A 26,938-nucleotide genomic window follows, 5' to 3' on the forward strand; every position below is an offset into this window, starting at 1 on the left:
TGGAAACCTGCCGTTCTTCCGGCCCAGGTGGGCAAAACGTAAACAAGGTGGAAACCGCAGTGCGGGGAACGCATCTACCATCTGGCTTGCAAGTTATGGCAATGGATACCCGAACACAGTTGGAAAATAAAAAGCTTTGTTTGGCCCGACTGGAAGCCAAAATAATGGTTTGGCAAACTGAACAGTTGATAGCACAACAGCAGAGCCAGTGGCAGGAGCATAACGCCCTGGAACGGGGTAATCCGGTTAAAACGATAAAGGCAGAATTGTTTTAGTTATACTGATAATTACCCCATTGCGAGATTCAATACATTCACGATGGGGTAATTATTTTCACTCAACAGGATATCAACTAGGTTCTTATATTCTCATCACAAGTAACGAATTAAGTTTGAGCTATGTAATAGTCCAAGTATAAATGCAATATATTATATGTAGTCGAGCAACTTTACCGCGCGGTTGTATTAAGTCACTTGGCTCGACCTTGGGAGATCATAAATTTTCGGGTTTATAACCAATCCCTTTTCTTGGACTTAGTTTATCAGGCACAATAATCTTTGATGACAGTTCGTCTAAATACTGGAAGATAAGCTCGATGTTTTTGTCTTGGTTCCCTAATTTGCCTTTGATCTTTTCGATCTGTAGCCATAGCTCTGTTTGATCTGCTAGTGTATCTCTTAACTTAACGAATACATCAATGATCAAAAAGCTCACTTTGATGGCTTTTTCACCTTTAAGCACGTTGGAGAGCTGTAGGATACCGTGTTCGGTAAAACAGAATGGCGCGTAGCGGAGGCCTTGCCTGTCTTCATTGGAGGTCGCAAAATGCGACCTCCAATCTGAAAATTCCAGATCGTTCATTTCGAACATGTATTGTTCCGGGAATCGTTCGATATTTCTTCTCACTTGTTCTTTTAGTCGTTTGGTTTCGACACCATACAATGCTGCAAGGTCCCGATCCAACATAACCTTCTGTCCCCTGATCAAATATATTTTATCAGCGATGATCTTATCAAAGACCATCATTTCTTTATTATCATTTTTCATAATTCAATTTTAACAGCACGTCATGAGACTATTTTTAACTATCCTAACATAATCTGTTATTCGGGGATAAACTTCTTTTTAGCCAATGTTTTTTTCAGCGTAACCATATCTTCTGTAACTTTGATTGCTAGTACCTTGGCATAATGCTGTGTTTGCTTTAAGCTTTTATGTCCCATCATTTTACTGATGGTTTCGATTGGAACATTGTTCGCTAGAGTCACTGTTGTTGCGAAAGAATTTCTAGCCATTTTCGACGTGAGCTCCTTATTAACTTTACAGGTATCGGCAATTTCTTTTAGATAGGAATTATACTTTTGATTACTCAATACCGGTAACAGCATATCTTTCGCTAAACACATCTCATCATCTTGATATTTTTTCAAAATCAGAAGTGCTATTGGCAATAGTGGTATCGCTGCGGGTGTTCCTGTTTTTTGCCTGTTCTTGTAAATTCTTAGTTCACTATTATGGCCTAAGGTTACCTCAGAACGCTTCAATTGCTTAACATCAATGAAGGAAAGTCCGGTAAAACAGCAAAACACGAACAAATCTCTTACCCGGGACAGCCGTTCATTTTGGATGCTTTTACATGTAATTCGCTGGATTTCTTCTTTGTCCAGGTAGATGGTATCAACATCTTCTCTTGTCATCTCAAATTTGGCGAATGGATCGCCAACTAGCCATCCGTTATCCACACAATCCAATACTATCTTTTTCATATTGGCAATGTTTTTCAAAGCTGAATTATGATTAAGTTCTAAACCGGCACGATACCAGTTATATAGCTTCTTAATGAACTCCAAGTCCAATGAGCGGATATTGATGTCATCCACTCGATAGATGTCTTTGATAAATTTGCAGGTGTGCCTAAAGGATGTGTTAAAATTGGTGTAAGTCCCTTTAGCGACACCATTACCAATCATTTTCTTTAAATCTTTGTTATGCGCTTCGAACAATGAAAGCAACATCCATTTCCGCTCATTAATCCCGGATAACAATTCTACTATTGCTAAAGCTGTTACCACTTTACCGCGATCGATCAAATGTTTTCTGGCATCATAAGCTTTGTTTTGCATGACGTCAAGAAACTCATTAAGCGCTTTAGCATCTTCTTTATTGCCACTGGCACGGTTCCCTTTTGAATTCCATCTGGAAGGAAGCCACGAACGTTTAACAGAAAGATCTTTGGAAACACCGTCCACAGTAATCTTGAGGTAGATATACATCATTCCACCTTCGTAATTTCTTGGCTGTTTTAAAAAAAACATTAAGCCTAAACTTTTTTCTAACATAACGATAGATTTTTAAGTGAATAAATATCGAAATACAGCGGCAAAAAGTCAAGATGTTTAATGATTGAACATGTTGTAAATCAGTTTATTAAACCATTTACATGGCGTCTTTTTTTGATGAAAAAAAGACGCCATGGATGTCGCTCATTTTATTTGCGAATTCGTGAATGTTTTGGTTAACTCATGGCAACAAAAAAGCCTGTAAACATATGATTTACAGGCTTTTGGTGTTATTTGACTATTCAATCAGCGGTGAGGGAGGGATTCGAACCCTCGGTACAGTTTCCCGTACGTCAGTTTAGCAAACTGATCCTTTCGGCCTCTCAGGCACCTCACCAGTATCATGTTCCGGTGAACACGTCCCTTTTTTTCGGGATTGCAAATATAGTAAATCGCTTATCCTGTCAAAAAAAAATTTCAGTTATTTAAGTAATCTATTCTAACGTGATAAATCCCCATCAGCATCTTCTTGAAAATCATCTTGATAGTCTCCAAATCTTTCAAAGTAATATCACTGTCTTTAAGCTGATCCTGGTCTAATTTGTACTCAATAATGCGGTCAACAAGGGCATCAATGGTTTGCGCATTGGGTTCGTGGAGCGATCGGGAGGCTGCTTCAACCGAATCTGCAAGCATCAGTACACCTGTTTCTTTAGAAAAAGGGATCGGTCCGGGGTAACGGAAAGTATTTTCGTCGATGATCTTTTCAGGGAAGTTTTTGAGGTACGACTGATAAAAGTAATCAACCCTGGTATTGCCGTGGTGTGTACGGATAAAATCGACCACAATCTCGGGTATACCTTCTTTACGTGCCATTTCTATGCCTTTGCTTACATGGCTGATGATGATCTGCGCGCTATCCTGATAAGGCAGCTTATCGTGCGGATTAAAACCCGGACTTTGGTTCTCAATAAAATAAAGCGGATTTTCCATCTTACCGATATCGTGGTATAATGCACCTGCCCTAACCAATAAAGCGTTGCCGCCAATGGCAAATATAGCGCTCTCGGCAAGGTTTGCTACCTGTAACGAGTGCTGGAACGTTCCCGGCGCACTAAAGGCCAGCTTACGCAGTAAATTGGCGTTGGTATTTGTTAGCTCGATGAGCGTGATATCAGACGTTAGGCCAAATATTTTTTCGAAAATGTAAATGAGCGGATAAGCCAGCAGCGTTAATACAACGCTGAAGATGAAAGGCACAAACTCCATCCAATCGATATTTAAAAAACTGCCTTCGCGGATGAAGGAGATGCCTAAAAAAGCGACTAAATAATTACCAACGATGATTAAGGCTGATATTAAAAACTGCTCGCGGCGGATGAGGTTTTTAATACTGTAGATGGATACCATACCGGCCGTGATCTCGTAATAAGCAAATTCAAAACTGTTGGGCACAAAAAAGCCGGCTACCAAAACTACCAGCAAGTGAATGTTTAGGGCCAAACGGGTATCAAACAAAATCCGGATAATGATGGGTACGATACAATAAGGTATCATATACAAATAAGGCAACTGTATGCGGATGGATATGGATAGCGTGGCCAGCATGGCAGTAACAACCAGCAATATCAAGCCTACCAGGCGGTTATCATAGTAAATATCTTTACGGAAAAGGTACAGAAACACCATCAACAAGGCTATCACGATAGAAACCAGCAGCACCTGCCCTAATACCACCAGGCGTGGATCGCCGGATACACGTACGTTGTCTTCAAACGCTACCCGGAAGGATTCGAGCTTTTGATAAACGTCCTGGTTTATTACTGATCCTTTTGCAACAATCAGCTCGCCCTTTTGCACCATACCGCGTGTTAGGCTCAGGCTGTTCACTACTTCGTTCTCCAAACGGGTAGTGAGCTTTTCATCGTAATTTAAATTGTATTGCAGTCGGTTTTGTATAACGGCTATAATAAAGGCTTTATCAATGCCCTTGTAGGCCGATAAGGTTTGATCAATATAGCTTAGGGCTGTTTCGCGGGTGTACAGTTGGGCGGTATTGGTTTCGTTGGCTACGTTGTTTTGCAGTATGGTAATGCGATAATTTTCTGAGCCGTGCTGATATTTTTTGTTGAGGGCCAATACACCCTTATCGTAAACCTCTTTCAGCAGATTGTTACCCAGGGTAAAATACTTTTGCTTCAAGTTTTCGGGATAGCCCGAACTACGCCATTTGATCTCGAAATCATTTTTATAGCCCTCGGCGCTTTGCTGGGCTACATCTTTATCCAGCTGATAAATGGGGGTAATACTGCGGATGGCTGCCGCCTGATCTTCTTTTAAATCGGCGTCAGATTTTAAAACCGCGAAGCTGTAGGGCGATATCAGATCTTTTTGGTTCCAGATCCTACCTTTATCATATTCGTACCTAAATTTTGCCTGCTTGGGGAGCCAAACCACAATAAAGGCAATACTCACCATCATCATTAAAAACTTAACGTTGCGTGCGTATTTGCGTAGCAGGGCCCGTTGGCGCGAAGGTGTAAGTGTTGCCATGTTAATCTGTTATCAAAAATAAGATAAGTTTTCTGTTTTTATTGGCAGAATGTTGTATTAGTTAATTGGTTGATGATCATTAATATTCCATCAAATCCCAGGCGCTTTGGTAGCCATTTACTCTTTCGGCATAACTAACCAGGTCGGCATAAAAAGGTAGAACGGCCAGTGTTGAGCTATCACCAATAATAACCAGTTTTTTGCGGGCACGTGTCATGGCTACGTTCATCCTGCGTATATCTGCCAAAAAACCAATTTCGCCATCGCTGTTACTGCGCGCCATGCCAATATAAACAATATCTCGTTCTTGTCCCTGAAAACTATCAATAGTGTTCACTGCTATTTTATGGCTGTATTGTTGTAATTCGGGCGTGTTTTCCAATTGTTCGCGCAGCAAACGTATCTGCTCCTGGTAAGGTGAAATAATAGCGACAGAAGGGAAGGTATTTGCTGTAAACATGCCACCAATTTCAGCTACCAGCTTTGATAAGTGCTTAAATAAAAAGGCGGCCTCTTCGGGGTTGGCAACACTTGTGCCAACTGGTTTTTCATTAAACCCGCAACCGGCCGTATCCACAAAAGTGAAGGGTTGATCACCATTAAATAAAACATGATGTGCTACCGATGCATCGGCCTGCAGCTTGTCGTAATAAAACACTTTAGCCGAATAGTCCATAATGGCCTCGTTCATCCGGTATTGAACGTCAAGCAAGGTAACTGCCTCGGGGTGTAGGTTGATGCATTTTTCGAGCAGGGTAGTGCTTAAGCCATTGCGGGCCGCCTCGGCAGATTTAATGGTTGGCGATAACTGGCAATGGTCGCCAGCTAAAACCAACTTCTGCGCTTTTAATATCGGGATCCAGCAGGCTGGTTCTAAGGCTTGCCCGGCTTCGTCAATAACAACTGTATTAAATTTTAGGTTACGGATGGTATAGTGGTTTGAGCCAACCAGCGTAGCTGATATTACCTGCGCTTTAGCAACCACATCGTCAATAATATATTGCTCGGTTTTATCAACGTCTTTCATTATTTTGTGGGCTTCATCAAACAGGGCTTTGCGCTGGTCGCGCTCGGCTTTGCCAAAACTGCGCTTATATTTATGCGCCATGTTTTTAAATTCAGAAGCCATCTTTTTCAGGCGTTTGATCTCTTTAGTTTGGCTGTGATCGGTCATTTTACTATCTAAAGTTAGGGCCATTAATCTATCCGATACCCGCGCCGGGTTCCCTATGCGGAGTACATTTAAACCTTCAGCAGCCAGCTTTTCGCTTAACAGATCCACCGCCGTATTACTTGGAGCAACAACCAGCACTTTGTTTTCGCCGTTGCTGATAAGCGCTTTAATAGCCTGAACCAAAGTGGTGGTTTTACCTGTTCCGGGCGGGCCGTGAATAATAGCCACATCTTGCGCCGAAACGATTTGCTTAACCGCGTTTTGTTGAGATGCGTTTAATCCCGGTAAGGATAAATGGATAGCTTCCGTTGAAAACGATGGCAGTTTATCGCTTGTTAATATTTGTACTAAGCGCGTATCCTGCATGCTGGTAGCCTGTTTAAGCGCGTTCTGCATCTCATTATAGCTATTGTTATCAAAAAGCAGGTCTACACCTAATTTGTCATTGCGGCACCAGTCTGGTAGTTCGTCAGTAAACAAGGTAAGTTTAAGCCTGTTACCACCCTGGTATGATACCGTTCCTTCCAGGCGGTCATTCTTTGGATCGTGATTAGAGAATATCGCTGCCGATGACCCGAACCTGAATTGGTGGCCGATATCTTGGTGCGTAGTGCGTTCCAATTCCACGGTTAAGTAATCTCCCCGGCTGGGTTCGGTACCGCGGATCGCCACCGGATACCAGGTTATACCATTTGTCCGGCGTTCTGCCGCCGAACTCGATTCGGTTAGTTTTAAGTACTGACTGCGATCTTCGTTTAGTTCAACTTTGAGCAGATCTTGCAGTTTTTTGAAATAGTCCATCGCGCAAAGGTAATACTTTGCTCACCGTAACATTCCTGACCCCTTAAAATCATCACGGTTTATCATTTCAATAATATTGTGTAAATAAATTGTAAGTAAATGTGGTTAAAGTGGCCGGGTTGTTAACTGTCGGTTATCATTAAGTTACCCTTTGCTTTGGTGGGCTTTCTGTTCATTAATAAAAGTTCTTTTGCAAATTATTATGGAAAAAAGACTTCTACTTATTCAATTATTATCATTGTTTTTCTGCCTTTCTACCTCCGCGCAATCGCAGGGGATCGTAGTAAAAGGTATAGTTTTAGATGCCGCTACAAAAGATCAGTTGCTTGGTGCTACAATTACTATTGCAGAGTTAAAACTAAACGCGAGCGCACGCCTCGATGGCTCTTTCAGCTTTAACAATGTACAGCCGGGGAGCTATACATTTCATTTTCGCTACGTAGGTTATATCAATAAAGATACCACGATGGAAGTGTATAGCGATAAAAAGCTAAGAATATATCTTCACCCAAAATCATCCGAGTTAAACACGGTAGTTGTATCGGCCAAACAAAGCCGCGAAAGTGAAGCTTCGGCCAAGCGTACGGAGCAATTATCGCCCAATGTAGTTAACATCGTTTCTGCCAAAGCAATTTTGCTATCGCCAGATATTACGGTGGCTAACGTAATGCAAAGGGTATCGGGTGTTTCTATCGAACGAAGCGGCAGCGGCGATGGTCGCTACGCCATTATCCGTGGTATGGATAAACGCTACAATTACACCTTGATAAACGGTATCAAAATACCAAGCCCGGATGCCAAAAACCGCTACGTTCCGTTGGATATTTTCCCGTCAGATCTGGTTGAACGTATCGAGATCAGTAAGACCTTAACCCCCGATATGGAAGGCGACGCCATTGGTGGTTCGGTAAACATGGTAATGAAAAACGCGCCCGACGAGTTATACTTTAACGCGAGCGCTTCTACAGGTACTAACCAAAATATGCTTAATCATGGGTTTAACTCTTTCCCGGTAAGTGCCATCAATACAAAATCGCCTTATGAGGCTAATGGTGCATCGTACCTTGCAAAACCTGCCGATTTTACCCGCAATAATTTAAATTATACTAATAAAAGCTTCATCCCTAATGTAATAGCTAACCTTTCTATAGGTAACAGGTTTTTTGATAAGAAATTGGGTGTAATGCTGGGCGGATCTTACCAAAATACGTATCGTACTTATAGTAATATTTTTGTACAGGGCGATCAATATCTTGATGTAGCAAATGCACCGGGGGCACTGCAAATTAAGCACGCAAGTTCCAGAGATTACTCTACACAAGTAACCCGTACAGGTTTAAACGCAAAAATTGATTATCGTTTTGATGATAAGAACAGGATAAGCGCATATGCATTTTATGCTATTCTGGATGATGCACAGGCACGTTTAACACGCGATAGTATACAAACGCCGCCACGTGCCGGTTACGGTACCGGCGAAGTTTGGTATTATGGTCGTTCAAAATATCAGCACCAATCTATTGCAAACACCACGCTTGATGGTCAGCACTTGCTGCTTCCTGGTTTAAAGTTTAACTGGATAGGCGCTTACTCGCTTGCAAAAAGCAACGTTCCCGATTTGGCAGAGTATGAATATGATGGCGGTTTTTATTCGGATGGAACCAGCTCAACCCCGTACCTGCATGCCAACAAAGTCATGGATATGAAACGTATCTGGCAGGATAACTCTGATAAGGACCTTTCCGGATATGCAAACCTGGCCTTTACCAATAAGCTAGCCAATGTTCCCTTTACCATTACAGCAGGAGGGATGTACAGGAACAAAACGCGCGATAATTTATACCAGAGTTATTTATTGCAGCCCATACCTAATAGCGATGGAACGTTTCAGCAATGGTCGGATATATATCATTTTAACTGGTCGGTTAACAATGCCGATGGAGCCCCGGCCAATGCCAATGCCTATAGGGCCAACGAAGATGTATCTGCAGGTTATGGCATGTTAAAATTCAGGATCAAAAATCTTGAATCGTTGGTTGGTTTGAGGATGGAGAATACATCATTGCATTTTGATACCGATGCCCCGTTAACATCATCTGCTAAAACCGGTGATATAACGTATACGGATATGTTACCGAGCGTTAATTTCAAATATATATTGAACGACAAAACTAACCTGCGCTTATCATACTTTGCTTCTATAAACAGGCCAAGCTTTTATGAAATTGTTCCGGGTGGGCAACCAGGAGATGATTATAACGAAGCAGGTAACCCTGCACTAAAGCACGCTACGGCAGATAACCTGGATTTTCGATATGAACTATTCCCTAAAGCTAATGAGCAAATATTGATCGGTGCTTTCTATAAAAAAATATATAACCCTATTGAGTACGGCTTTACTGATACCAAGTTTAACTCATACGCCCCGCAAAATTTTGGCGATGCTACCAATTATGGTGTAGAAGTTGTTTTCGAAAAGTACATCAGCAATTTTGGTTTAAGGGTAAATTACACCTATACCAATTCGGCCATAACAACAACCAAGTTTCAAACTATTAATAAGAAACCTGTTTTGGGTTTAGAACAAACAAGGCCATTACAAGGCCAGTCTGCACACATTGCCAACGCCGCATTATTATACAAGAATGTTAAGATGGGTATTGATGCGCAGATAGCATGGCAGTTTACCGGCGAGCGTATAGCCCTGGTTTCACCTTACTATGAGTTTGATCAATGGCAAAAAGGCTTAAACACATTTGATATCTCGGCAGAAAAACGTTTCAAAAAACATTTCGCGGTTTTTGTTAAGGCTCAAAACCTGTTAAACACAGCCGATGAATTCTTTATCAAGCAGTCAACTACACAGGGGAACGCTTACCCGGTATCATACCAAACCGTTGGCAGCAACCAAACCCTGTCGAGCAGAACTATCTACGGCCAAAATTACCAGTTAGGATTACGTTACACTTTAAAATAAAAAGACAAATAAACTCAACATCAATCACAAAAAAAATCATGAAGAAACACTTATTTAAAATGGGATTTGCAGCTGTTATGGCGCTCACCATTTTTTCTTGTAAGAAAAGCGGAAGCGGCGAAACGGCGATAATTTCAAAACCACTGTTTGTTGTAGGCCAATCTATTACAACTACCACCTTGCCACAAAAAGACGCTCAGGGAAACTCAATTCCGTTAAAGGGAACAATGCTTGCAGGTAAAACCTATGATATTACCGGTGATGTTACTGTTAACGCGGGCGATACCTTATATATTCAGCCAGGAGTTACCATATTAGTTCATGGAGATGGCCTTACAGCCGATAGCAGCCCTACCTTTTATGTAAATGGCACTTTGGTAAGCGATGGTACTAAAGAAGCTCCAAACACTTTTACCGTTTTTGAAACAGCTACAGTTAAAAAATCAAATTCAACTTTTAAAGATGATGTTGCCAACGATCCTGCTTTTAAAGGATATTGGGGTGGTTTTCAATGCGGCCCTACAGCTAAATTATTATTGTTGAGGTGGACACACTTAGAATATTTAGGTAGCCCATGGGGACCAAATTTTGCTGATTATGGCGTAAAAAGTGGTGATCCGAAATTCGGTATTTATATGAACACCGGCGCTAACAACACTACCGGTAAATTAATTGTTGAAGATTCATGGTTCTATGGCTCAAAAGATGATTGTATTGGTAAATGTGCTAACATTTATGTAAGCATTATGCGTAATACCTTTATCAAAACCGGCGGTACAGGTGGCGAAGGCGTTAACCTTAAAGATGGTGTATTTGGCGATATGGCTTATAACCTGTCATTCGGTGGTGCTACCAATGGTTTAAAAACAGCTTCGGTTGCAGGTAAAAGCACTATGGTAAATATTTACAACAACACTTTGGTACAATGCGGTTTCCGCCAAACCAAAGCAACCCGTAACGGTTCTATCAATACAGAAACCAATACAGGTGGTTTTATTTACAACAACATCATTGTTAACTGTAAATCAGGTTTGCGTATCACATACTCATCAGAAAAAGGTAGCCCGAGCGATACCTTAAATACATCATACGGTAACAGCTTAACTTGTATTGGTCGTGGTACACCAATGGGTGGTACCGAGCAGTATATGGTATTTATTGAGCCTCACCAATACACACAAAAAAGATCGACAGATTTTAATGGTTACGTTAACGGCGCTATAATTACCGGTAGCGTTGCAGATGCAGGTACCAATATTGGAACCAACACAGCAACCGATTCATTAAAATACGATCCATTGTTTGTGAACTATAATGTTGCCACAAACAGCACAGGCAGAAATTACCGTATATGCGAACTGCCTGCCGGATACGATTTTCACTTGAAAACGGGTTCACCAGCTATTGGCGCAGGTGTTTATCCAGGTGGAACAGGTAAAAATGCTATGCCAACTAAAACAGCAGCTCCGTTGTTAACACAATATGGTTTCCCGATGAAGTTAATTCCAACCGGCGGTACTTTTGGTGCAACTATTACTCCTCCAAATAAAGACCTGGGTGCTTTCCCTACCGATGGTAGTGGCAACCAGCACAAATACTAAAACCAAATACTTACACACAATTAAAGGGCGGGCAACCGCCCTTTAATATTTATCCTCGGCAATGAAGTTTTTTTATCCCGCATTCCTCATTTTAGCTTTGGTGTTTTTAAACGCCTGTTCAAAGTCGGCAGGTGACAATGCGCAGCCGGTTAAAACCGATACCATACCGGTTACTAAACCACCCGATACAATACCATCGGCAACTTATGATCTTTCGCTTTTAAGCCCTTGCGGATTGTTTAATACTGTACCAAATACCGCGACTATGGTAAGGCAGGATTATACCGAACTATCGGGAATAGCCGAAAGCCATTTAACCCCCGGCGTTTTATATGTTTTTGAAGATGGCGCGAAAACAAATTCTATTGATCTGACAAATAAATTGGGTGCAGACCTGGGTAAAGTTGTTATAGATGGTGTACAACCCCGAGACTGGGAAGATATAGCCGTTGGCCCCGGGCCTGATGCTACAAAAACCTATGTTTACATGGCCGATATAGGTGATAATAACGCGAGTTATTTGTTTGTAACTATATACAGATTTATTGAGCCGAATCTGTCGGCCGCTACACCCGGTAGTATGATACACGTAACTAACTTTGACAGAATACAGGCCAGCTATTCGCGCGGGGCAACTAATGCAGAAACGATGATGGTTGACCCTTTAACACGAGACATAATTATCGCCACTAAAGAAACCGGTAAAAGTTATATCTACCGCGTTCCTTATCCTCAATCAACCACCACAGTTACAGTTATTAAGCCATTAGCTATGCTGGGTTTTGACCTGCTTACCTCCGGCGATATATCACCCGATGGTAAAGAGGTACTGCTCAGAAACAAAAGCCAGATATGGTACTGGAAACGTGCCGATGGGGAAGATATCATTACCACCCTTCTTCGTAAACCGCAGGACGCACCTTATGCCGCCAACGAGCACCAGGGAGAAGGTGTTGGCTTTGCAGCCGATGGCGGGGGGTATTATACCGATACCGAGATTCGTGATTATCCGGGAGCGATCAGCAACATCAGCTTTTACAAACGCAAATAACATTCAAATCATCACCGAAAACCAAACCTATGTTTACCTCAAAACTTAAATACTTATTTATAGCCGCTGTTTTTTTATCGGCATGTTCTAAAAAGAATGAAGACCGAGCCAATGATCCCGAAATTACATCTTACCAGTTTGTATTCACATCCGACTCGCATTATGGCTTAACACGCCCCGCATTTCAGGGTGGTACCAATGTAGATTCGCACACGGTTAACGCTGCTATGATAGCTCAAATGAATACCCTGCCCAATTTAACCTTACCTAACGATAGCGGCGTTAATGCAGGCAAAAAAATTGGCTCGGTTGATTTTGTTTTCCATGGTGGGGATATTGCCAACCGTATGGAAACCAGCGCGAGTGTACAAACCGCGGCAAAATCATGGGATCAGTTTAATGTCGATTTTCTGCAAAACCTTAATTTAAAAAACAACACAGGCGGTAAGGCGCAATTGTTTCTGGTGCCGGGTAATCACGATGTTTCTAATACTATCGGTTACTATGCAACCATGTCGCCTTTAACCGATGCAACATCGCTAACCAATATTTACAACCTGATGTTAAGCCCGGCGGTTCCAAAAACACCAGCCACTTTAAATTACGGTACCGATAGGGTTAACTATTCAAAAAATCTTGCCGGGATACACTTCTGCTTCATCCAGATGTGGCCTGATTCTGCTGTACGGGTTTGGCTAAATAAAGATTTGCAAACCGTTGCCAACACTACACCGGTAATTATTGTAGCGCACGATCAGCCTGCCGTTGTATCCAATCACTTTACCAACCCTAACGGTAACTTCGGTATCAACAATACCGATAAGTTTGATAACGTTTTAGATGAGCATTTTAAAGATGGTAAAGTAACCACCGTTACCGCTGCTATCGAACAAAGGGCATTTGTAGCATTCTTAAAGGCGCACACCAATATCAAAGCCTATTTCCATGGTCACGTGCACCAAAGTCAGTTTTATACTTACACTGGTCCGGATAACGACATTGCGTTACCAACAGTTGGTGCCGATTCGCCAATGAAAGGTCTGCAATCACTGGCCGACGAAACCAAGCTGACTTTCCAATTCGGTGCCATCGATACCAAAACCATGACCATGACCATCAGGGAATGTTATTGGGATAGTACACCAGGCACCCCTTCAACACCAATAAAGTGGGGCAACAAGTTTACCATTAAACTGAAATAAATTTAATTAAGGGCTACAGGCAATTGAAATTTTTAGGTGCGAGTGGGTACACGTGGTTATGTAACTCTGTAAAAACTCATGGTTTTACCAATAAATTTTAAATGCCAGTAGCCCTTTACTCTAAGTAATCCCTTATTATCGATAAATATTGACGCGTTCCATTCTTTTCCATGTTTGGAATCGTAGATCATCCCATCCTCCCATGAGTTTGTATTGGGATGGTAAGTGAGGTTTCTGAGTATATTTAATCCGTGTATTTTACGATTTCTCAAAGCTGGGTTGGGGTTATGGCTATCTTTCCAATAATCCATTGGTTTGCCATCTACATCACTAAACCAGGTAATAACCGCTTTGTATTGGTTCCCCACCATAGATACTGTAATGATCAGGTTCTTTTCTGTAGCTTCCCACTTACCACAAATGCGCGCCTTTGCCGGTATCGATCCGGCGATAAGCGAAGTAACTGTTAACTGGCTAAACAAGATAAAAGTAAGTAGTGCTTTGATCGGCATATTGTGTGTTTGATTTTTGTATCGCAATATCAATGCCAGTTGCCTGTTAACTAAGTAAATATGAGTGAATTTTAAGAAGCCTGATAATTAAATCTATGCACACGGTTAAATTTAAACAGAAAAGCCACCTATTATATCATAGATGGCTTTCCTGTTTAAAAGGTTGTTAATGTTTATTTCCATCCGCCACCTAAAGAACGGTATAATTCTGAAACCGCGTTCAACTGATCACGTTTTATAGAGGCCAGTTCCAACTCGCTTTGCAGTACATTGCTTTGAGCGGTAATTACCTCAAGGTAGTTAGCCATGCCGTTTTTAAACAACAGGTTGGCATTACTGGTTGCCTGTTGTAAGGTGCTTACACGATTAGCGGCAATGCTTTGCTGCGATTTTAGCTTGTCTATCTTCACCATCGCGTCAGATACTTCGCCAACTGCATTTAATACCGACTGGCGGAATTGCAATACATCCTTTTCGCGTTCAACCTGGGCTACCTTATATTGTGTTGTAAGTTCTTTATGCTGTAATAAAGGCTGTATCACACTACCAGACACAATGCCAAATAATGATGCCGGAATGTTAAACCAGTTGCTCGCCTTAAACGAATTTACACCACCGCTTGCTGTAATGCGCAGGGCAGGGTACATATTGGCTTTGGTAATACCTACTTTACTATTGGCTATCACCAGGTTCAACTCGTTGCTTTTAACATCGGGGCGGTGACTTAACAGGGTAGTAGGTACACCGGTTGATAGGTTCCCCAAAAGAGCGATCTGATCTAAAGTTGAATTGCGGGTAATTTGATCTGGCAATTCTCCGGTTAAAATACGGATGGCATTTTCCTGTATGCTGATGCTTTGCTCAAATTGTGGCACTAACTGCGCAGCGGCTAATTGCTGGGCCTGCGCTTGTTGTATGGCTAATGATGTTACCTGGCCCGCATTGTATTGCAGTTGGATAATGCGTAAAGTGCTGTCATTAAGCTTTACGTTTTGCTTGGCTATTTTGAGTTGCTCATCCAGCATCAGCAAATTAAAATACCCTTGTGATACACCTGCCACAATATTGGTTTGGATAAGCTTACGGGCTTCGGCAGTTTGCAGGTAGGTGGCCAAAGCACTTTTTTGCTGATTATGTATTTTACCCCAGATATCCGCTTCCCACGACAGTGAAAGATTGGCAGAATAATCTTCAATATGCTTGCTGCCAACATTATATTGGCTCAAACTTAATCCGTTAAGACTATTGTCCGATGGTCGGCTTGTATTAGCCGTAACATTCAGGGCTACCTGCGGCACATAGTTCCACTTAACTTGTTTAAGCAATAATTGCGATGCCTCGATATTCTTAACAGCTATTTGCATATCATAGTTTTTGATGATAGCGCTGTCTATCAGTTTTTGCAGGGTGGCATCGGTGAAGAACGTTCTCCATTGGATATCGGCAATACTGCTGGTATCTGCTGTGGCTACCGAGTTTCTGTACGAGGATGGTAGGGCAGCAGTTGGTTTAATATCTTTTGATACTTTACAGGCGCTTAGTAAAAGCAATACTAAAGCGAGCCTGCTGATTTGAGTTTTCATTTTATTGATTTATATATGAACCATATGAACCGCCCCGTTTTTACGGGACAGTTCATTGTGTTTTGATATTAGTTGATGATTAATTCTTCACGATGAACATCAACGTGTTGTCCATTCTGTTTTTCGTGGTCATTTTCGTTCATTAAAACAGCTACGGGTATACCGGTTACTTTCTCTTGCAAATGCTGGAAGATGACGAACAATACCGGGATGATCAATACACCCAATATTACGCCCGAAACCATACCTCCGGCTGCGCCGATACTGATAGAGTGGTTACCCTGGGCTGATGGACCGGTAGCGATACTCATCGGGAACAAACCAGCTACAAAAGCCAGCGAAGTCATGATAATAGGGCGCAACCTTAACTTGGCCGCTTCTAAAGCGGCGGCTACTAATGGCTGACCGGCCTTGCGCCGTTGTACGGCAAACTCAACAATCAGGATGGCGTTTTTAGCCAGCAAACCGATGAGCATGATCAAGGCTACCTGTACGTAAATGTTGTTTTCTATTCCGGTTAAACCGATGGCGATAAACACACCCAAGATACCTGTAGGGATAGATAAGATAACCGCTAAAGGCAAAATATAGCTTTCGTATTGTGCTGATAGTAAGAAGTAAACAAATACCAAACACAACAGGAATACAATAGCTGATTGCCCACCAGAACCAATTTCTTCGCGGGTTTGGCCCGAGAATTCATAGGCGAAGCCTGAGGGTAGTTCTTCTTTAGCTGTTTCCTGTATCGCTTTAATGGCATCACCCGAGCTGTAGCCCGGTTTAGGGATGGCATTGATCTCGATAGAGTTGAACAGATTATAACGCGAAGCAGTTTCGGAACCGTAAACACGGGTTAGTTTAACTAAGGTGTTGATCGGTACCATTTCGCCGGCTCTGTTTTTTACAAATACACGATCGATGGAAGCAGGATCGGTGCGGTCGGCAATATCTGCTTGAACCACTACGCGGTAGTATTTACCAAAGCGGTTAAAATCTGATGCCTGTGCACTACCGAAGTAAGCCTGCATAGTTTGCAAAATGTCTTTAACGTTTACGCCCAATTGATTAGCCTTATCATCGTTAACTTCTAATTGCAATTGCGGATAATCGGCCTTAAAGGTGGTGAATGCGAAGGCAATTTCCTTTTTCTGCATCAGTTTACCAATAAAGCTGTTGGCCACCCCACTAAATTTATCGAGTTTGCCGCCTGTTTTATCCTGCAACACAACATCCAAAGCCTCAACGTTACTGAAACCCGGAACAGTTGGGAAACTGAATACAAAGAATGTACCGCCTGTAATGGTGGCTAATTCACCACGCATGATATTTTGGATGGCATCGATGTCTTTAACTGCGCCACGATCTTTATTAGGCTTCAGCAATACAAAGAATACCGCCGCCGAGGGACTGTTTGATGAGGTTAACAAGTTGAAACCGGATATAGCGGTAACAAACCTTGCGGCAGGTAAGGCACGTACTTTATCTTCGGCTTGTTTCAATATTTTGGTTGTTCCATCTAATGATGTACCCGATGGAGTAGATACCGAAACCGCTACGAAACCCTGATCTTCGGTAGGGATAAAGCCTGATTTTGTAGTTTGTACTAAGTAAACCGTAGCCAAAACTATAACAGCCAACCCGCCCATACTGATCCATTTATTGCGGATCAAAAACTTAAGCGCGCCAACATATCTGTTTGTTATCGAATTAAAGCTACTGTTAAAACCTGCAAAAAATTTGGTTTTAAAGCTCTTTTTAACAACTACTTCGCCGTTTTGGCTGTGGTTATCTTTTAAGAATAAGGCTGCCAATGCAGGGCTTAAAGTTAAAGCGTTAACCGCGGATATCACAATTGCGATGGCCATTGTGAAGGCGAACTGGCGGTAGAAAATACCTGTCGAGCCCGTCATGAAACCAACTGGCAAAAATACTGCCGCCATTACCAATGTGATGGATATAATGGCTCCCGTGATCTCGTGCATGGCTTCGGTAGTTGCCGCTTTTGGGCCGAGGTGCTTATGTTCCATTTTGGCATGCACGGCCTCAACCACTACAATGGCATCATCCACCACAATACCTATCGCCAATACCAATGCGAACAAGGTTAATAGGTTGATAGAGAAACCAAACAGGCTCATGAAGAAGAACGTACCAATAATAGCGACCGGAACGGCTATTGCCGGAATTAAAGTTGAACGGAAATCCTGTAAGAAAATAAACACTACGATGAATACAAGTATGAACGCTTCTATCAATGTATGTTCAACCTGCTCTATTGATTCGTCAAGTGCAGTCTTCGTCCTGTAAAAGTTATTGTATTTGATACCTGATGGGAAATCTTTTGATGCTTTCTCCATCAACTTATCTACAGCTATCTGGATCTCGTTAGCGTTTGAACCGGCTAATTGGATAACACCGATAGCGATACCGTCATGACCGTTTAAGTGGGTTACGCTGGTGTAAGAGTATGCACCTAATTCAACACGGGCCACATCCTTTAACCGCAGTACCGAACCATCGGTATTTGCACGGATAGCGATGTTCTCATACTCTTCGGGCTTGGTAAGCTTGCCCTTATACTTAATTACATATTCAAATACTTCCTTGCTGCGTTCGCCCAATTTACCGGGAGCCGCTTCGATATTCTTATCTTGTATGGCTGCCATAACTTCGGCAGGGGTGATCTTATAGGCTGCCATTTGGCCGGGATTGAGCCAAACGCGCATAGAATAATCTTTAACGCCACCGAATATACTGGCCGAACCAACACCCGGAATACGTTTAAGTTCGGGGATAATGTTGATCTGGGCGTAGTTGGCTACAAAGGTCTGATTGTACTTTTCAGGATCTTCGGTATATATACCCACAGCGCCAATTAAGCTGTTTTGCTGCTTGGTGGTAGTGATACCTTGTTGCACAACTTCGGCAGGGAGCTGACTTGTGGCCTGGGCTACACGGTTTTGTACGTTAACCGCAGCCTGATCGGGATTGGTGCCCTGTTTAAAATAAACTGTGATGGCCAATGTACCATCGTTACTGGCGGTTGAGCTCATGTAACTCATGTTCTCCACACCGTTAATAGATTCTTCTAATGATGGCGCTACTGAACGTAATACAGTTTCGGCGTTAGCACCGGGATAAACTGCTGCTACCAATACCGCAGGTGGAGCGATATCAGGGAATTGCTGCAACGGCAATTTGGTTAAACCGAGTATACCCACGATCACCAATAGAATGGAGATAACCGTTGAGAGTACCGGCCTTTTTATAAATTTTTGAAACATGATTTCTTTGATTTGTTGTTTAGTGGACTCAGGAATCAAGATGCAAGAATCAAGACTGATTACCTTATCTTGATTCTTGAGTCTTGTATCTTGACTCTTAAAATTATTTTAATGCTGCTACTTTATCAGTCGCCTTTTCGGGATGGATTACAGTACCTTCCTGTAAATGGTCAATACCGCTTAGTACAATTTGGTCGCCTTTTTTTACGCCGTCTTTAACTAAGTAATTTGTTCCGCTTTTGCCGATGATGGTAATAGGTACTTTTTTAACTTTGTTGCTATCCGCCACAGCGAAAACAAAAACCTTATCCTGCATCTCTAAGGTTGCCGATTCTGGTATAATAAGCGCGTCGGTATGTTGCAGGCTCAACCTTATTTTACCTGTATTGCCCGAACGTAACAAACCTTGCGCATTGGCGAAACTGGCCCTTACGGTGATAGCGCCGGTGTTTTTATCAAACTGGCCATCTATCATATCAATTTTACCTTGTTGAGTGTATTCGGTGTTATCGGTTAATACTAAGCTTACCGCAGGCAGGTGTTTCAACTTATCGCCAAGTGTACCGCCCGGATTTTGTTGTTTAAAGTTGATGAAATCCTGCTCACTTAATGAGAAGTAAACGTGAACGTTGTGCACATCAGATAATTGGGTTAACGCTTCCGGATCGGTTGGAGCAACCAGGCTACCTTGTTTTTTTAGCAAGCGGCCAATGTAACCGTTAACAGATGCTTTAATAGTTGTATAACCCAGGTTGATCTGTGCTGTTGCTACATTAGCTTTTGCTTGCTCTACATTGGCTTTGGCTACCTGGTAAGCTGCTTTAGCTGTTTTTAATTGATAATCAGACACTACTTTGTATTGCACCAGCGGGGTAAGCTTATCAACTTCTAACTGTGAGCTTAACATAGCGCCTTCGGCTGAATGTTGTGCTGCCAAAGCGTTGTTTAACTGTGCACGGTAAGGTTGATCGTTAATTTTGAATAAAGGTTGGCCAACGGTAACGTAGGCACCTTCGTCAACAAAAACCTTATCAAGCGCGCCAGCTACCTGTGGGCGAACTTCAACGTTTACAGCACCCTCAATAGAGGCAGGGTATTCCTGATAGGTTGTTTGGTTGCCCGATAATACCGTTGCCACTGGTAGTGACGGGGGCGGAGCTACGGCTGCGGTTTGTGGCTTTGGTGAGCAGCCGTATATGCTTAGTGCGATAAACGCGATTAATATACTTTTCATGATGTATGAATTTGGTTGATTTGTAAGTGATGTGTTGTTTGGAGATTCCATATGACTTGATTTGTAGAGATAATTAAAAAAAGATATTTAACATTGTTAAATTATTTAATGATGTTAAAATTATGTTACGTGTTTTAGTTTGTTTTTTCATGATGGTAGGGGTTTAGTTATTTATTGTTGTTTGATCTGTTAATATTTATTTAACACCGTTAAGTTATTTAACAATGTATCTGTAGGTCTAAAAAATAACGACTAATCGTTAATAGTACGGATAATGCCTGTGATAGCGGTTTTTAAAACCTCATGGTTCATCTCTTCAGACCGGCCACGGTTAACCAGGTTGATAGATATCAAACCATGAATAACAGACCAAAAGGTGAAGTATTTAGTACAAACCTCATCTTCGGTAGGTTGGGTCATCATTTTCTCTAAAGCTTCGGCAATCAGATCGTAAGGAGCCTCAGACTCCGGAATGATCTTAGCCAACTCACAACAATTGGTATTAACACCAAACATTACCTGGTATAATTCCTTCTCGGCAAAAGCGAAGTTCCAGTAAGCCAACCACATCGCCTCGAGTTGTTTGGCTGGTAAGTGGTGCTTTTCTTTTGCGGCTTCCATGTCCCGGGCCAGTATTAAAAATCCCTTTCGGGTAAGCTCTAAAATAATTGCCTCTTTACTGGCAAAATACTCATATATAATAGGAGCGGTGTATTCAATTACATCGGCAATTTTGCGCATGCTTAAAGCCTGCCATCCCTCTTCCTTAACAATTTGAAGTGCAGCTTCCAGAATGTTTATCCTGGTTTCTTCTTTCAAACGTAATATCCTGTCTTTACTTGCCATTACTTTATAGTGTGTAAATAATTTAACACTGTTAAGCAAATGTACGGTGATAAATAATTAATTATGTACATCTGATTGTCATAATTATTTTAATGGAGCTGTAATGCAGTTGAAAATTTTGTTAACATACATGCTCTTAATTAACATAATGATAATACTGAGTTAACTATTGGGTAACTTAACTTTGCGCTTTCCTTATCAATACATATGAAAGACACTAAACGTAAAGCACTAATTAAAGCCGCTAAAAAAGAAGCGAAGAAAAATATCCACAACAGTTTGATAGCGGAGCTGGAAAAAGCTGTTGGTTCTATAGGTACTGTATCGGCTAAACTGAAAAAGGTTATCGCCAAAAGTTCAGAAAAACTGGCCAAAAAAATAACCAAAGAAATTCAGTTAGATAAAGCGATAATTGCAGCTAATGCTGCACCTGTTAATGCCGAAAAATCTTCTCCTGCTAAAACTGCACCGGTTAAAGTTAAGAGCCCCGCAAAAAAGACTGAAACTAAAGTTGCCAAGGCAGAAACTGTGGTTACAGCATCATAAGTAAACTATTCTGAATATTAGGAGAGCTTTTAATAGCATTGCAATGTTTATTTTGCAATGCTATTTTGATTATGCAATTGGTTGATCATTTGTTGCTTATATTTGAGATAAATGAGTCGGCATCTCAAGTATGTTTTAGCTTTTAGTTTCCTGATCTTATCCTTGTTTAGCAGGGCCGCTTCGATATTGATGCCGATGGATGAGGCTCAAAAAGATCATTTGAAAGCCTATGGCGTAGCTTTTTGGGTACTAAAGAACGGCGGCGAAGTAGACTGGCTGCTCAATTACCGTGGCGGTAGTTTCATGACCAGGTATGATGTCAAAGCCGAAAACGAATGCAAGATACGTGGTGTGAGTTACGAGATCGTACCCGACGGAAAGGTAGCCCAAATAGTAGCCCTGATAAACGATCCATCGGTAAATATGGATTTGGTTAAGTTGGAAAAAGCACCGCGTATGGCTGTTTACTCGCCCCGCAATAAGGGTCCGCTCGAAGATGCCGTTGTGTTGGTGTTGAATTACGCCGAAATTCCATTTGATTATGTTTACGATGAAGAAGTTTTAAAGGGCGAACTGCCAAAATACGATTGGCTGCACCTGCATCATGAAGATTTTACCGGGCAGTATAGTAAATTTAATGGCGGCCTTTTAGGCGGTATGACGGTTAAATCCAATCCATTTAATACTAATGCGACAGGCAGCATAGCATCCAACCAAAACTGGTACGTTGAAGACCGTAAAACACAAGAGGATAGGGCACATCGGATGGGTTTTAAAAAGGTATCTAAAATGAAACTGGCCGTGGCTCAAAATATCCGGGATTTTTGCGCCGGTGGCGGATTCTTGTTTGCGATGTGCTCTGGTGCCGATAGTTTTGATATAGCACTGGCCGCGGCCAATACCGATATTTGCGATGCAAAATACGATGGTGATGGTATTGACCCGAAGGCTCAGTCAAAGCTGGATTTTAGCCAGACCGTAGCTTTCCAAAACTTTACCGTTGCTTTAAATCCCTTTGCACGTAATTTTAGTGATATTGATGTTGGCCATAGCCGTATGGTTGATAGGGCGCACGATTTTTTTACCCTGTTTGAATTTTCGGCCAAGTGGGATGTGGTGCCCAGTATGTTAACTCAGGATCACGAAAGGGTGATCAAAGGTTTTATGGGCCTCGCTACTGCTTTTAAAAAGGATAAACTTAAACCAGGCGTTACCATATTAGGCGAACTTAAAACAGCCAACGAGGCTCGCTACATTCACGGCGAATACGGAAAGGGCCAGTGGACATTTTATGGTGGTCACGACCCTGAAGATTATCAGCACAGTTTTACTGAACCGCCAACAGATCTGAGTTTGCACCCCAATTCGCCCGGATACCGCTTGATATTGAACAATGTGCTTTTCCCCGCGGCTAAAAAAAGGAAGCAAAAAACGTAGGATGCCTTCTACTCAAAACCCTTGCTTCGTCAAGAATTTGTTCCTCTTGGTGTAAAATAGTTTAGTATGGCCTATGGTTTAACTTGTTTAGCGATGTAATTCATTCATCTCTAAACATAAAACCATGAAAAATCACATCGAATCGCATGACGACTTTGCTTCCGAACAGAATAACGATGGCGTAGATCGCCGCGGCTTTTTAGAATGTATGGCCTGGGCTGGTACCGGCGTACTCTGGATGATGTCGGGCGGTACAATGAAATCATTCGGCATGAGCCAGATGATAGACAGAACAACCGGCGGCCTGAAAAAGGGATTGGTAATGCCTAAGTCTGATTTTAGCTTTGTGCAGATCAGCGATAGCCACATTGGTTTCAGCAAGCCTGCCAATACCGATGTTTTGGGTACCCTTAACGCCACCATAGCCAAAATAAATGCGATGCCTACAACACCATCGTTTGTATTGCACACCGGCGATTTAACACACCTTGCGCAAGCCGAGGAGTTTGATACCCTTGACCAGGCACTAAAAGCCGTAAAAACCGAAAAGATATTTTATGTACCCGGCGAGCACGACGTTACCGATAACGGCAAGCTTTACCTTGAGCGTTACGGAAAAGGCACCCTTGGGGATGGGTGGTATAGCTTCGACTCGCACGGTGTACATTTTATTGCCTTGGTAAACGTTACCAACCACGTTGATGGCGGCTTAGGTTATATTGGCGCCGCACAGTTAAAATGGATGGAGAATGATTTGAAACCCATATCAAGCAGTACACCTATCGTTGTATTTGCGCACATACCGCTTTGGGCCATATATCCGCAATGGGGCTGGGGAACCGATGATAGCGCACAGGCGTTGGCGCTGTTAAAACGCTTTGGTTCGGTATCCGTTTTAAACGGACACATCCATCAAACTATACAAAAGGTTGAGGGCAATATTACTTTCCATACAGCAAATTCAACCGCGTTTCCGCAACCAGCACCCGGCACTGCACCCGGCCCCGGCCCAATGAAAGTTCCCGCCGAAAAATTACGTGGCCTATTAGGATTAACAAGTGTAAATTATGTTGAACATAACCACACGCTTGCCATTACAGATACCCCATTAATCCAAGCCGATAATACAATTCTACAGAAGTAACATGAAAAAGATAACCATACTATTATTAATATTGCTTGTCTCAAAAATAAGCCCGGCACAACTTAAACCGGTTGAGCAAGGCTCAACACTTACCTTCAATATCAAAAACCTGGGCTTTGGCGTTAAGGGTTCATTTAAGGGCTTTGAAGGTAACATCAATTTTGACCCTCAAAATGCAGAGGGCAGCAACTTTGATGTTACCGTTAACTCATCAACTGTAAATACCGATAACAACCTGCGCGATGAGCATTTGCGCGGCGAAGGGTACTTTGATGTCAAAAACCACCCGAATATCCGTTTGGTATCTACCAAAATTGCAGAGAAAAACGGATCATACATGTTTACTGGCGTGCTAATCATTAAAGGTAAATCTCAAAACATCAATTTCCCGTTTACGGCAACACCATTTGCGGATGGTTACCTTTTTAAAGGCGTGTTCAAAATCAAACGGAAGGATTTTGGGGTAGGGGGCACAAGCACTGTATCCGACGAGTTGGAAGTAACCTTAAACGTGATCGCGAAAAAATGAACCGTAAATTAATTATCATTGCAGGTATGGCGGTAAGTGTAACCATTGCATCTGCCGCCGCCACACGCACTGCCGAACCGTCACGTTATACAAACCTCAAAGTACTTCCCAAAAACATTAGCTCAAAAGAACTGCAAAGCATTATGACCGATGATTTTGAAGATGCCCTTGGCGTAAGCTGCGGCTTTTGCCATGCCAATAACAAAGATGGCCACGGCCTTGATTTTGCCAGCGATGCCAAGCCCGAAAAGGAGATAAGCCGAACCATGATGCGCATGACACTGGGTGTCAACAAAACCTATCTCAAGCTCAAGCACCCGCAATTAGGCAGTGCCGCGCTTGTGGTATCTTGTAACACCTGCCACAAAGGGCAGGCCTTTCCTGATGGTGATGTGCCGAAATAGTTGTATTTGATGCCCGATATTGCCACTTTAGCTAACTGATTACCGTTTTGGATTTTAAAAAAGTAACATATCATATTGGTTTTTGGCTGCTGGCCTACGTTTTCTGGATCTTTATTTTCCGGAATGGTACGCTGGTGCTCACCCATACCATTACTATCCAGTTTTGCTATCTGGCTTTCATCTCGGCTAATTACTATTTTAATGCCGCTTATACCATTCCGCAATTGCTCAATAAAAAGCGATATGCAAAGTTTGGTTTGCTATTCATTGCTGGCATTATCCTCACGGCCATCATCCGGATACCGGTATCTATGCTGGTGATCACCTATGTTTTTAAGGTTGTAAATCCTCATTTTGATTATCTCTCCATCTTTTACAACTCCTTTATTAACATATTCTTTTGGGTGGTTTGCATTCTATCGGCACACATGGTAATTGAAAAGATCAGATCGCAGATCTATATCGAACAAATAGAAAAGGAAAAAGCAACTAATGAGCTCAATTTTTTGAGAGCCCAGTTTAACCCGCATTTCCTGTTCAATTCTATCAATTCCATTTACGGCCATATTGATAAATCAAATAAATATGCCCGTGAAATGCTGCTCGTTTTCTCCGAAATGCTACGCTACCAGCTTTATGAATGCAACGTAGAACAGATTGAGCTGGATAGCGAGATCAATTATATCCGCAACTACATAGCCATACAAAAGGGCAGGATAGACGAGCGCATCCAGGTTTCGCTTTGCGCGGATGGGATTAGCGGACAGATCAATGTAGCTCCCTTGCTTTTTATCACCTTTTTAGAGAATGCTTTTAAATATGTTGGCTTTAACGAGGACACGGAAAACCGTATTGATGTAAGTTTGAAATACGAAAATGGCAACCTGTTGTTCCGCGTTTATAATACCAAAGATGCCTTTATCGATCAATCTGAAAGAGCATCGGGCCTGGGGATTGCCAATACCAAAAGGCGTTTAGAAATATTGTATCCCGAAAGGCATAAGCTTAGTATTGTGAATGAGAACGATTATTATGAGATCAATTTAACCCTGCTCGGTGTATGATTTTAAACTGCATCATAATTGACGATGAACCCATAGCCCGTAAACTTTTACAGGAATACATAGATGAAACCGATTATTTAGAATTGGTTGGCTCTGCCGAAAACCCGCTGAAAGCAACCGCTTTGATCAATGAGTTGGATGTGGACCTGATCTTTCTCGACGTTAATATGCCCAAAATGAACGGTTTTCAGTTCCTGCGTTCCGCAACTAATTTACCTATGGTGATCATGACTACGGCTTACGGTCAGTACGCGCTTGATGGTTTTGAGCTGGCCGTGGTTGATTATCTGGTTAAACCATTCTCGCTGGAGCGTTTTATCAAAGCCACACAAAAGGCGCTGGAGCTAAAGTCGCTTAAGCAGAAGAGCAGCAGCGCAGCAGATACACAAGCCGATCACTTTTACGTAAAGTGCGATGGCAAAATAGAACGCGTTTTATACAACGAACTCATTTATATAGAAGCCATGGCTAACTACATTACACTCTATACCGATAGCAAAAAGCTCGTGGTGTACCTCACCATTAAAGGTATTCAAGAAAAGCTGCCGGCGGATAAATTTATACAGGTGCATAAAAGCCATATCATCAATACCGATAAAATAAGCAGTATTGAAGGCAGTATGCTCAACCTGGGTAATACCAAAATCAATATCGGCAGTAGCTTTTACGACGATGTAATTGATAAGCTATTAAAAGGCCGCTTGTTTAAACGATAAT

General features: G+C 42.0%; 21 protein-coding genes and 1 tRNA gene. 12 read left to right on the forward strand and 10 right to left on the reverse strand.

Annotated features, from left to right (window positions below):
• On the forward strand, positions 1-275 hold a 275-nt coding region (locus ABIN91_RS17735), incomplete at its 5' end, for a peptide chain release factor-like protein (protein ID WP_348052740.1).
• A 217-nt stretch (positions 276-492) separates the two neighbouring features.
• On the opposite strand, the gene ABIN91_RS17740 is transcribed toward ABIN91_RS17735, so the two are convergent.
• The 5 genes from ABIN91_RS17740 to ABIN91_RS17760 all read right to left on the reverse strand — a co-directional run bounded on the left by ABIN91_RS17740 (position 493) and on the right by ABIN91_RS17760 (position 6,807).
• Positions 493-1,026: an ORF6N domain-containing protein gene (locus ABIN91_RS17740; RefSeq protein WP_348052742.1), complete on the reverse strand. Its 534-nt coding sequence runs from the start codon at positions 1,024-1,026 to the stop codon at positions 493-495.
• 77 nt (positions 1,027-1,103) lie between these two features.
• Entirely contained in the window at positions 1,104-2,339 is a 1,236-nt protein-coding gene (locus ABIN91_RS17745) for a site-specific integrase (RefSeq protein WP_348052744.1), read from the reverse strand.
• Between the two features lie 250 nt (positions 2,340-2,589).
• A tRNA-Ser gene (locus ABIN91_RS17750) sits at positions 2,590-2,676 on the reverse strand.
• 80 nt (positions 2,677-2,756) lie between these two features.
• Positions 2,757-4,832, reverse strand: a complete 2,076-nt coding sequence (locus ABIN91_RS17755; RefSeq protein ID WP_348052746.1) for an HDIG domain-containing metalloprotein — start codon at positions 4,830-4,832, stop codon at positions 2,757-2,759.
• Between the two features lie 79 nt (positions 4,833-4,911).
• The gene (locus ABIN91_RS17760) at positions 4,912-6,807 is read right to left on the reverse strand and encodes an AAA domain-containing protein (RefSeq protein WP_348052748.1); all 1,896 of its coding nucleotides are present in this window, start codon (positions 6,805-6,807) and stop codon (positions 4,912-4,914) included.
• A 202-nt stretch (positions 6,808-7,009) separates the two neighbouring features.
• Between ABIN91_RS17760 and ABIN91_RS17765 the strand changes: the two genes are divergently transcribed.
• The 4 genes from ABIN91_RS17765 to ABIN91_RS17780 all read left to right on the forward strand — a co-directional run bounded on the left by ABIN91_RS17765 (position 7,010) and on the right by ABIN91_RS17780 (position 13,638).
• Positions 7,010-9,784 (forward strand): TonB-dependent receptor, encoded by a 2,775-nt coding sequence (locus tag ABIN91_RS17765; protein WP_348052750.1) that lies wholly within the window; start codon positions 7,010-7,012, stop codon positions 9,782-9,784.
• A 38-nt stretch (positions 9,785-9,822) separates the two neighbouring features.
• Positions 9,823-11,385 (forward strand): hypothetical protein, encoded by a 1,563-nt coding sequence (locus ABIN91_RS17770; protein ID WP_348052752.1) that lies wholly within the window; start codon positions 9,823-9,825, stop codon positions 11,383-11,385.
• A 61-nt stretch (positions 11,386-11,446) separates the two neighbouring features.
• Positions 11,447-12,436 carry a hypothetical protein gene (locus ABIN91_RS17775; protein ID WP_348052754.1) on the forward strand — a complete coding sequence of 330 codons (990 nt, stop codon included), beginning with the start codon at positions 11,447-11,449 and terminating at the stop codon, positions 12,434-12,436.
• A gap of 29 nt (positions 12,437-12,465) precedes the next feature.
• A complete protein-coding gene (locus ABIN91_RS17780; protein ID WP_348052755.1) occupies positions 12,466-13,638 on the forward strand; it encodes a metallophosphoesterase in 1,173 nt (390 codons plus the stop codon).
• A 56-nt stretch (positions 13,639-13,694) separates the two neighbouring features.
• Here ABIN91_RS17780 and ABIN91_RS17785 read toward each other — a convergent pair whose 3' ends face one another.
• From ABIN91_RS17785 to ABIN91_RS17805, 5 genes are all read right to left on the reverse strand, one after another.
• Entirely contained in the window at positions 13,695-14,150 is a 456-nt protein-coding gene (locus ABIN91_RS17785; RefSeq protein ID WP_348052757.1) for a DUF2147 domain-containing protein, read from the reverse strand.
• Positions 14,151-14,323: 173 nt separating this feature from the next.
• Positions 14,324-15,733, reverse strand: coding sequence for an efflux transporter outer membrane subunit (locus tag ABIN91_RS17790; protein WP_348052759.1), 1,410 nt, complete (start codon positions 15,731-15,733; stop codon positions 14,324-14,326).
• 68 nt (positions 15,734-15,801) lie between these two features.
• Positions 15,802-19,017 (reverse strand): efflux RND transporter permease subunit, encoded by a 3,216-nt coding sequence (locus tag ABIN91_RS17795; RefSeq protein WP_348052760.1) that lies wholly within the window; start codon positions 19,015-19,017, stop codon positions 15,802-15,804.
• A 103-nt stretch (positions 19,018-19,120) separates the two neighbouring features.
• Entirely contained in the window at positions 19,121-20,251 is a 1,131-nt protein-coding gene (locus tag ABIN91_RS17800; protein ID WP_348052762.1) for an efflux RND transporter periplasmic adaptor subunit, read from the reverse strand.
• A gap of 252 nt (positions 20,252-20,503) precedes the next feature.
• Positions 20,504-21,097, reverse strand: a complete 594-nt coding sequence (locus tag ABIN91_RS17805; protein WP_348052764.1) for a TetR/AcrR family transcriptional regulator — start codon at positions 21,095-21,097, stop codon at positions 20,504-20,506.
• A gap of 207 nt (positions 21,098-21,304) precedes the next feature.
• On the opposite strand from ABIN91_RS17805, the gene ABIN91_RS17810 reads away from it, so the two are divergent.
• The 7 genes from ABIN91_RS17810 to ABIN91_RS17840 all read left to right on the forward strand — a co-directional run bounded on the left by ABIN91_RS17810 (position 21,305) and on the right by ABIN91_RS17840 (position 26,937).
• A complete protein-coding gene (locus ABIN91_RS17810) occupies positions 21,305-21,643 on the forward strand; it encodes a hypothetical protein (protein WP_348052766.1) in 339 nt (112 codons plus the stop codon).
• Positions 21,644-21,754: 111 nt separating this feature from the next.
• On the forward strand, positions 21,755-23,080 hold the full coding sequence (locus tag ABIN91_RS17815; protein WP_348052768.1) for an asparagine synthetase B: 1,326 nt from the start codon (positions 21,755-21,757) through the stop codon (positions 23,078-23,080).
• Between the two features lie 124 nt (positions 23,081-23,204).
• Positions 23,205-24,224, forward strand: a complete 1,020-nt coding sequence (locus ABIN91_RS17820; protein ID WP_348052769.1) for a metallophosphoesterase — start codon at positions 23,205-23,207, stop codon at positions 24,222-24,224.
• Between the two features lies 1 nt (position 24,225).
• On the forward strand, positions 24,226-24,753 hold the full coding sequence (locus tag ABIN91_RS17825; protein ID WP_348052771.1) for a YceI family protein: 528 nt from the start codon (positions 24,226-24,228) through the stop codon (positions 24,751-24,753).
• Positions 24,750-25,157 (forward strand): c-type cytochrome, encoded by a 408-nt coding sequence (locus ABIN91_RS17830; protein WP_348052772.1) that lies wholly within the window; start codon positions 24,750-24,752, stop codon positions 25,155-25,157. The genes ABIN91_RS17825 and ABIN91_RS17830 overlap by 4 nt, the downstream gene beginning before the upstream one ends.
• 47 nt (positions 25,158-25,204) lie before the next feature.
• Entirely contained in the window at positions 25,205-26,221 is a 1,017-nt protein-coding gene (locus ABIN91_RS17835; protein ID WP_348052773.1) for a histidine kinase, read from the forward strand.
• A complete protein-coding gene (locus tag ABIN91_RS17840; RefSeq protein ID WP_348052774.1) occupies positions 26,218-26,937 on the forward strand; it encodes a LytTR family DNA-binding domain-containing protein in 720 nt (239 codons plus the stop codon). Before ABIN91_RS17835 ends, ABIN91_RS17840 begins: the two co-directional genes overlap by 4 nt.
• Position 26,938: the final 1 nt, after the last annotated feature.

This window comes from Mucilaginibacter sp. (genome assembly GCF_039921305.1).
In the GTDB taxonomy this organism is placed as follows: domain Bacteria; phylum Bacteroidota; class Bacteroidia; order Sphingobacteriales; family Sphingobacteriaceae; genus Mucilaginibacter.

Excerpts from the sequence above, each read along its gene's own strand:
- ABIN91_RS17740 (WP_348052742.1), bottom strand. The coding sequence starts at position 1,026 with ATGATGGTCTTTGATAAGATCATCGCTGATAAAATATATTTGATCAGG.
- ABIN91_RS17745 (WP_348052744.1), bottom strand. The coding sequence starts at position 2,339 with ATGTTAGAAAAAAGTTTAGGCTTAATGTTTTTTTTAAAACAGCCAAGA.
- ABIN91_RS17755 (WP_348052746.1), bottom strand. The coding sequence starts at position 4,832 with ATGGCAACACTTACACCTTCGCGCCAACGGGCCCTGCTACGCAAATAC.
- ABIN91_RS17760 (WP_348052748.1), bottom strand. The coding sequence starts at position 6,807 with ATGGACTATTTCAAAAAACTGCAAGATCTGCTCAAAGTTGAACTAAAC.
- ABIN91_RS17765 (WP_348052750.1), top strand. The coding sequence starts at position 7,010 with ATGGAAAAAAGACTTCTACTTATTCAATTATTATCATTGTTTTTCTGC.
- ABIN91_RS17770 (WP_348052752.1), top strand. The coding sequence starts at position 9,823 with ATGAAGAAACACTTATTTAAAATGGGATTTGCAGCTGTTATGGCGCTC.
- ABIN91_RS17775 (WP_348052754.1), top strand. The coding sequence starts at position 11,447 with ATGAAGTTTTTTTATCCCGCATTCCTCATTTTAGCTTTGGTGTTTTTA.
- ABIN91_RS17780 (WP_348052755.1), top strand. The coding sequence starts at position 12,466 with ATGTTTACCTCAAAACTTAAATACTTATTTATAGCCGCTGTTTTTTTA.
- ABIN91_RS17785 (WP_348052757.1), bottom strand. The coding sequence starts at position 14,150 with ATGCCGATCAAAGCACTACTTACTTTTATCTTGTTTAGCCAGTTAACA.
- ABIN91_RS17790 (WP_348052759.1), bottom strand. The coding sequence starts at position 15,733 with ATGAAAACTCAAATCAGCAGGCTCGCTTTAGTATTGCTTTTACTAAGC.
- ABIN91_RS17795 (WP_348052760.1), bottom strand. The coding sequence starts at position 19,017 with ATGTTTCAAAAATTTATAAAAAGGCCGGTACTCTCAACGGTTATCTCC.
- ABIN91_RS17800 (WP_348052762.1), bottom strand. The coding sequence starts at position 20,251 with ATGAAAAGTATATTAATCGCGTTTATCGCACTAAGCATATACGGCTGC.
- ABIN91_RS17805 (WP_348052764.1), bottom strand. The coding sequence starts at position 21,097 with ATGGCAAGTAAAGACAGGATATTACGTTTGAAAGAAGAAACCAGGATA.
- ABIN91_RS17810 (WP_348052766.1), top strand. The coding sequence starts at position 21,305 with ATGAAAGACACTAAACGTAAAGCACTAATTAAAGCCGCTAAAAAAGAA.
- ABIN91_RS17815 (WP_348052768.1), top strand. The coding sequence starts at position 21,755 with ATGAGTCGGCATCTCAAGTATGTTTTAGCTTTTAGTTTCCTGATCTTA.
- ABIN91_RS17820 (WP_348052769.1), top strand. The coding sequence starts at position 23,205 with ATGAAAAATCACATCGAATCGCATGACGACTTTGCTTCCGAACAGAAT.
- ABIN91_RS17825 (WP_348052771.1), top strand. The coding sequence starts at position 24,226 with ATGAAAAAGATAACCATACTATTATTAATATTGCTTGTCTCAAAAATA.
- ABIN91_RS17830 (WP_348052772.1), top strand. The coding sequence starts at position 24,750 with ATGAACCGTAAATTAATTATCATTGCAGGTATGGCGGTAAGTGTAACC.
- ABIN91_RS17840 (WP_348052774.1), top strand. The coding sequence starts at position 26,218 with ATGATTTTAAACTGCATCATAATTGACGATGAACCCATAGCCCGTAAA.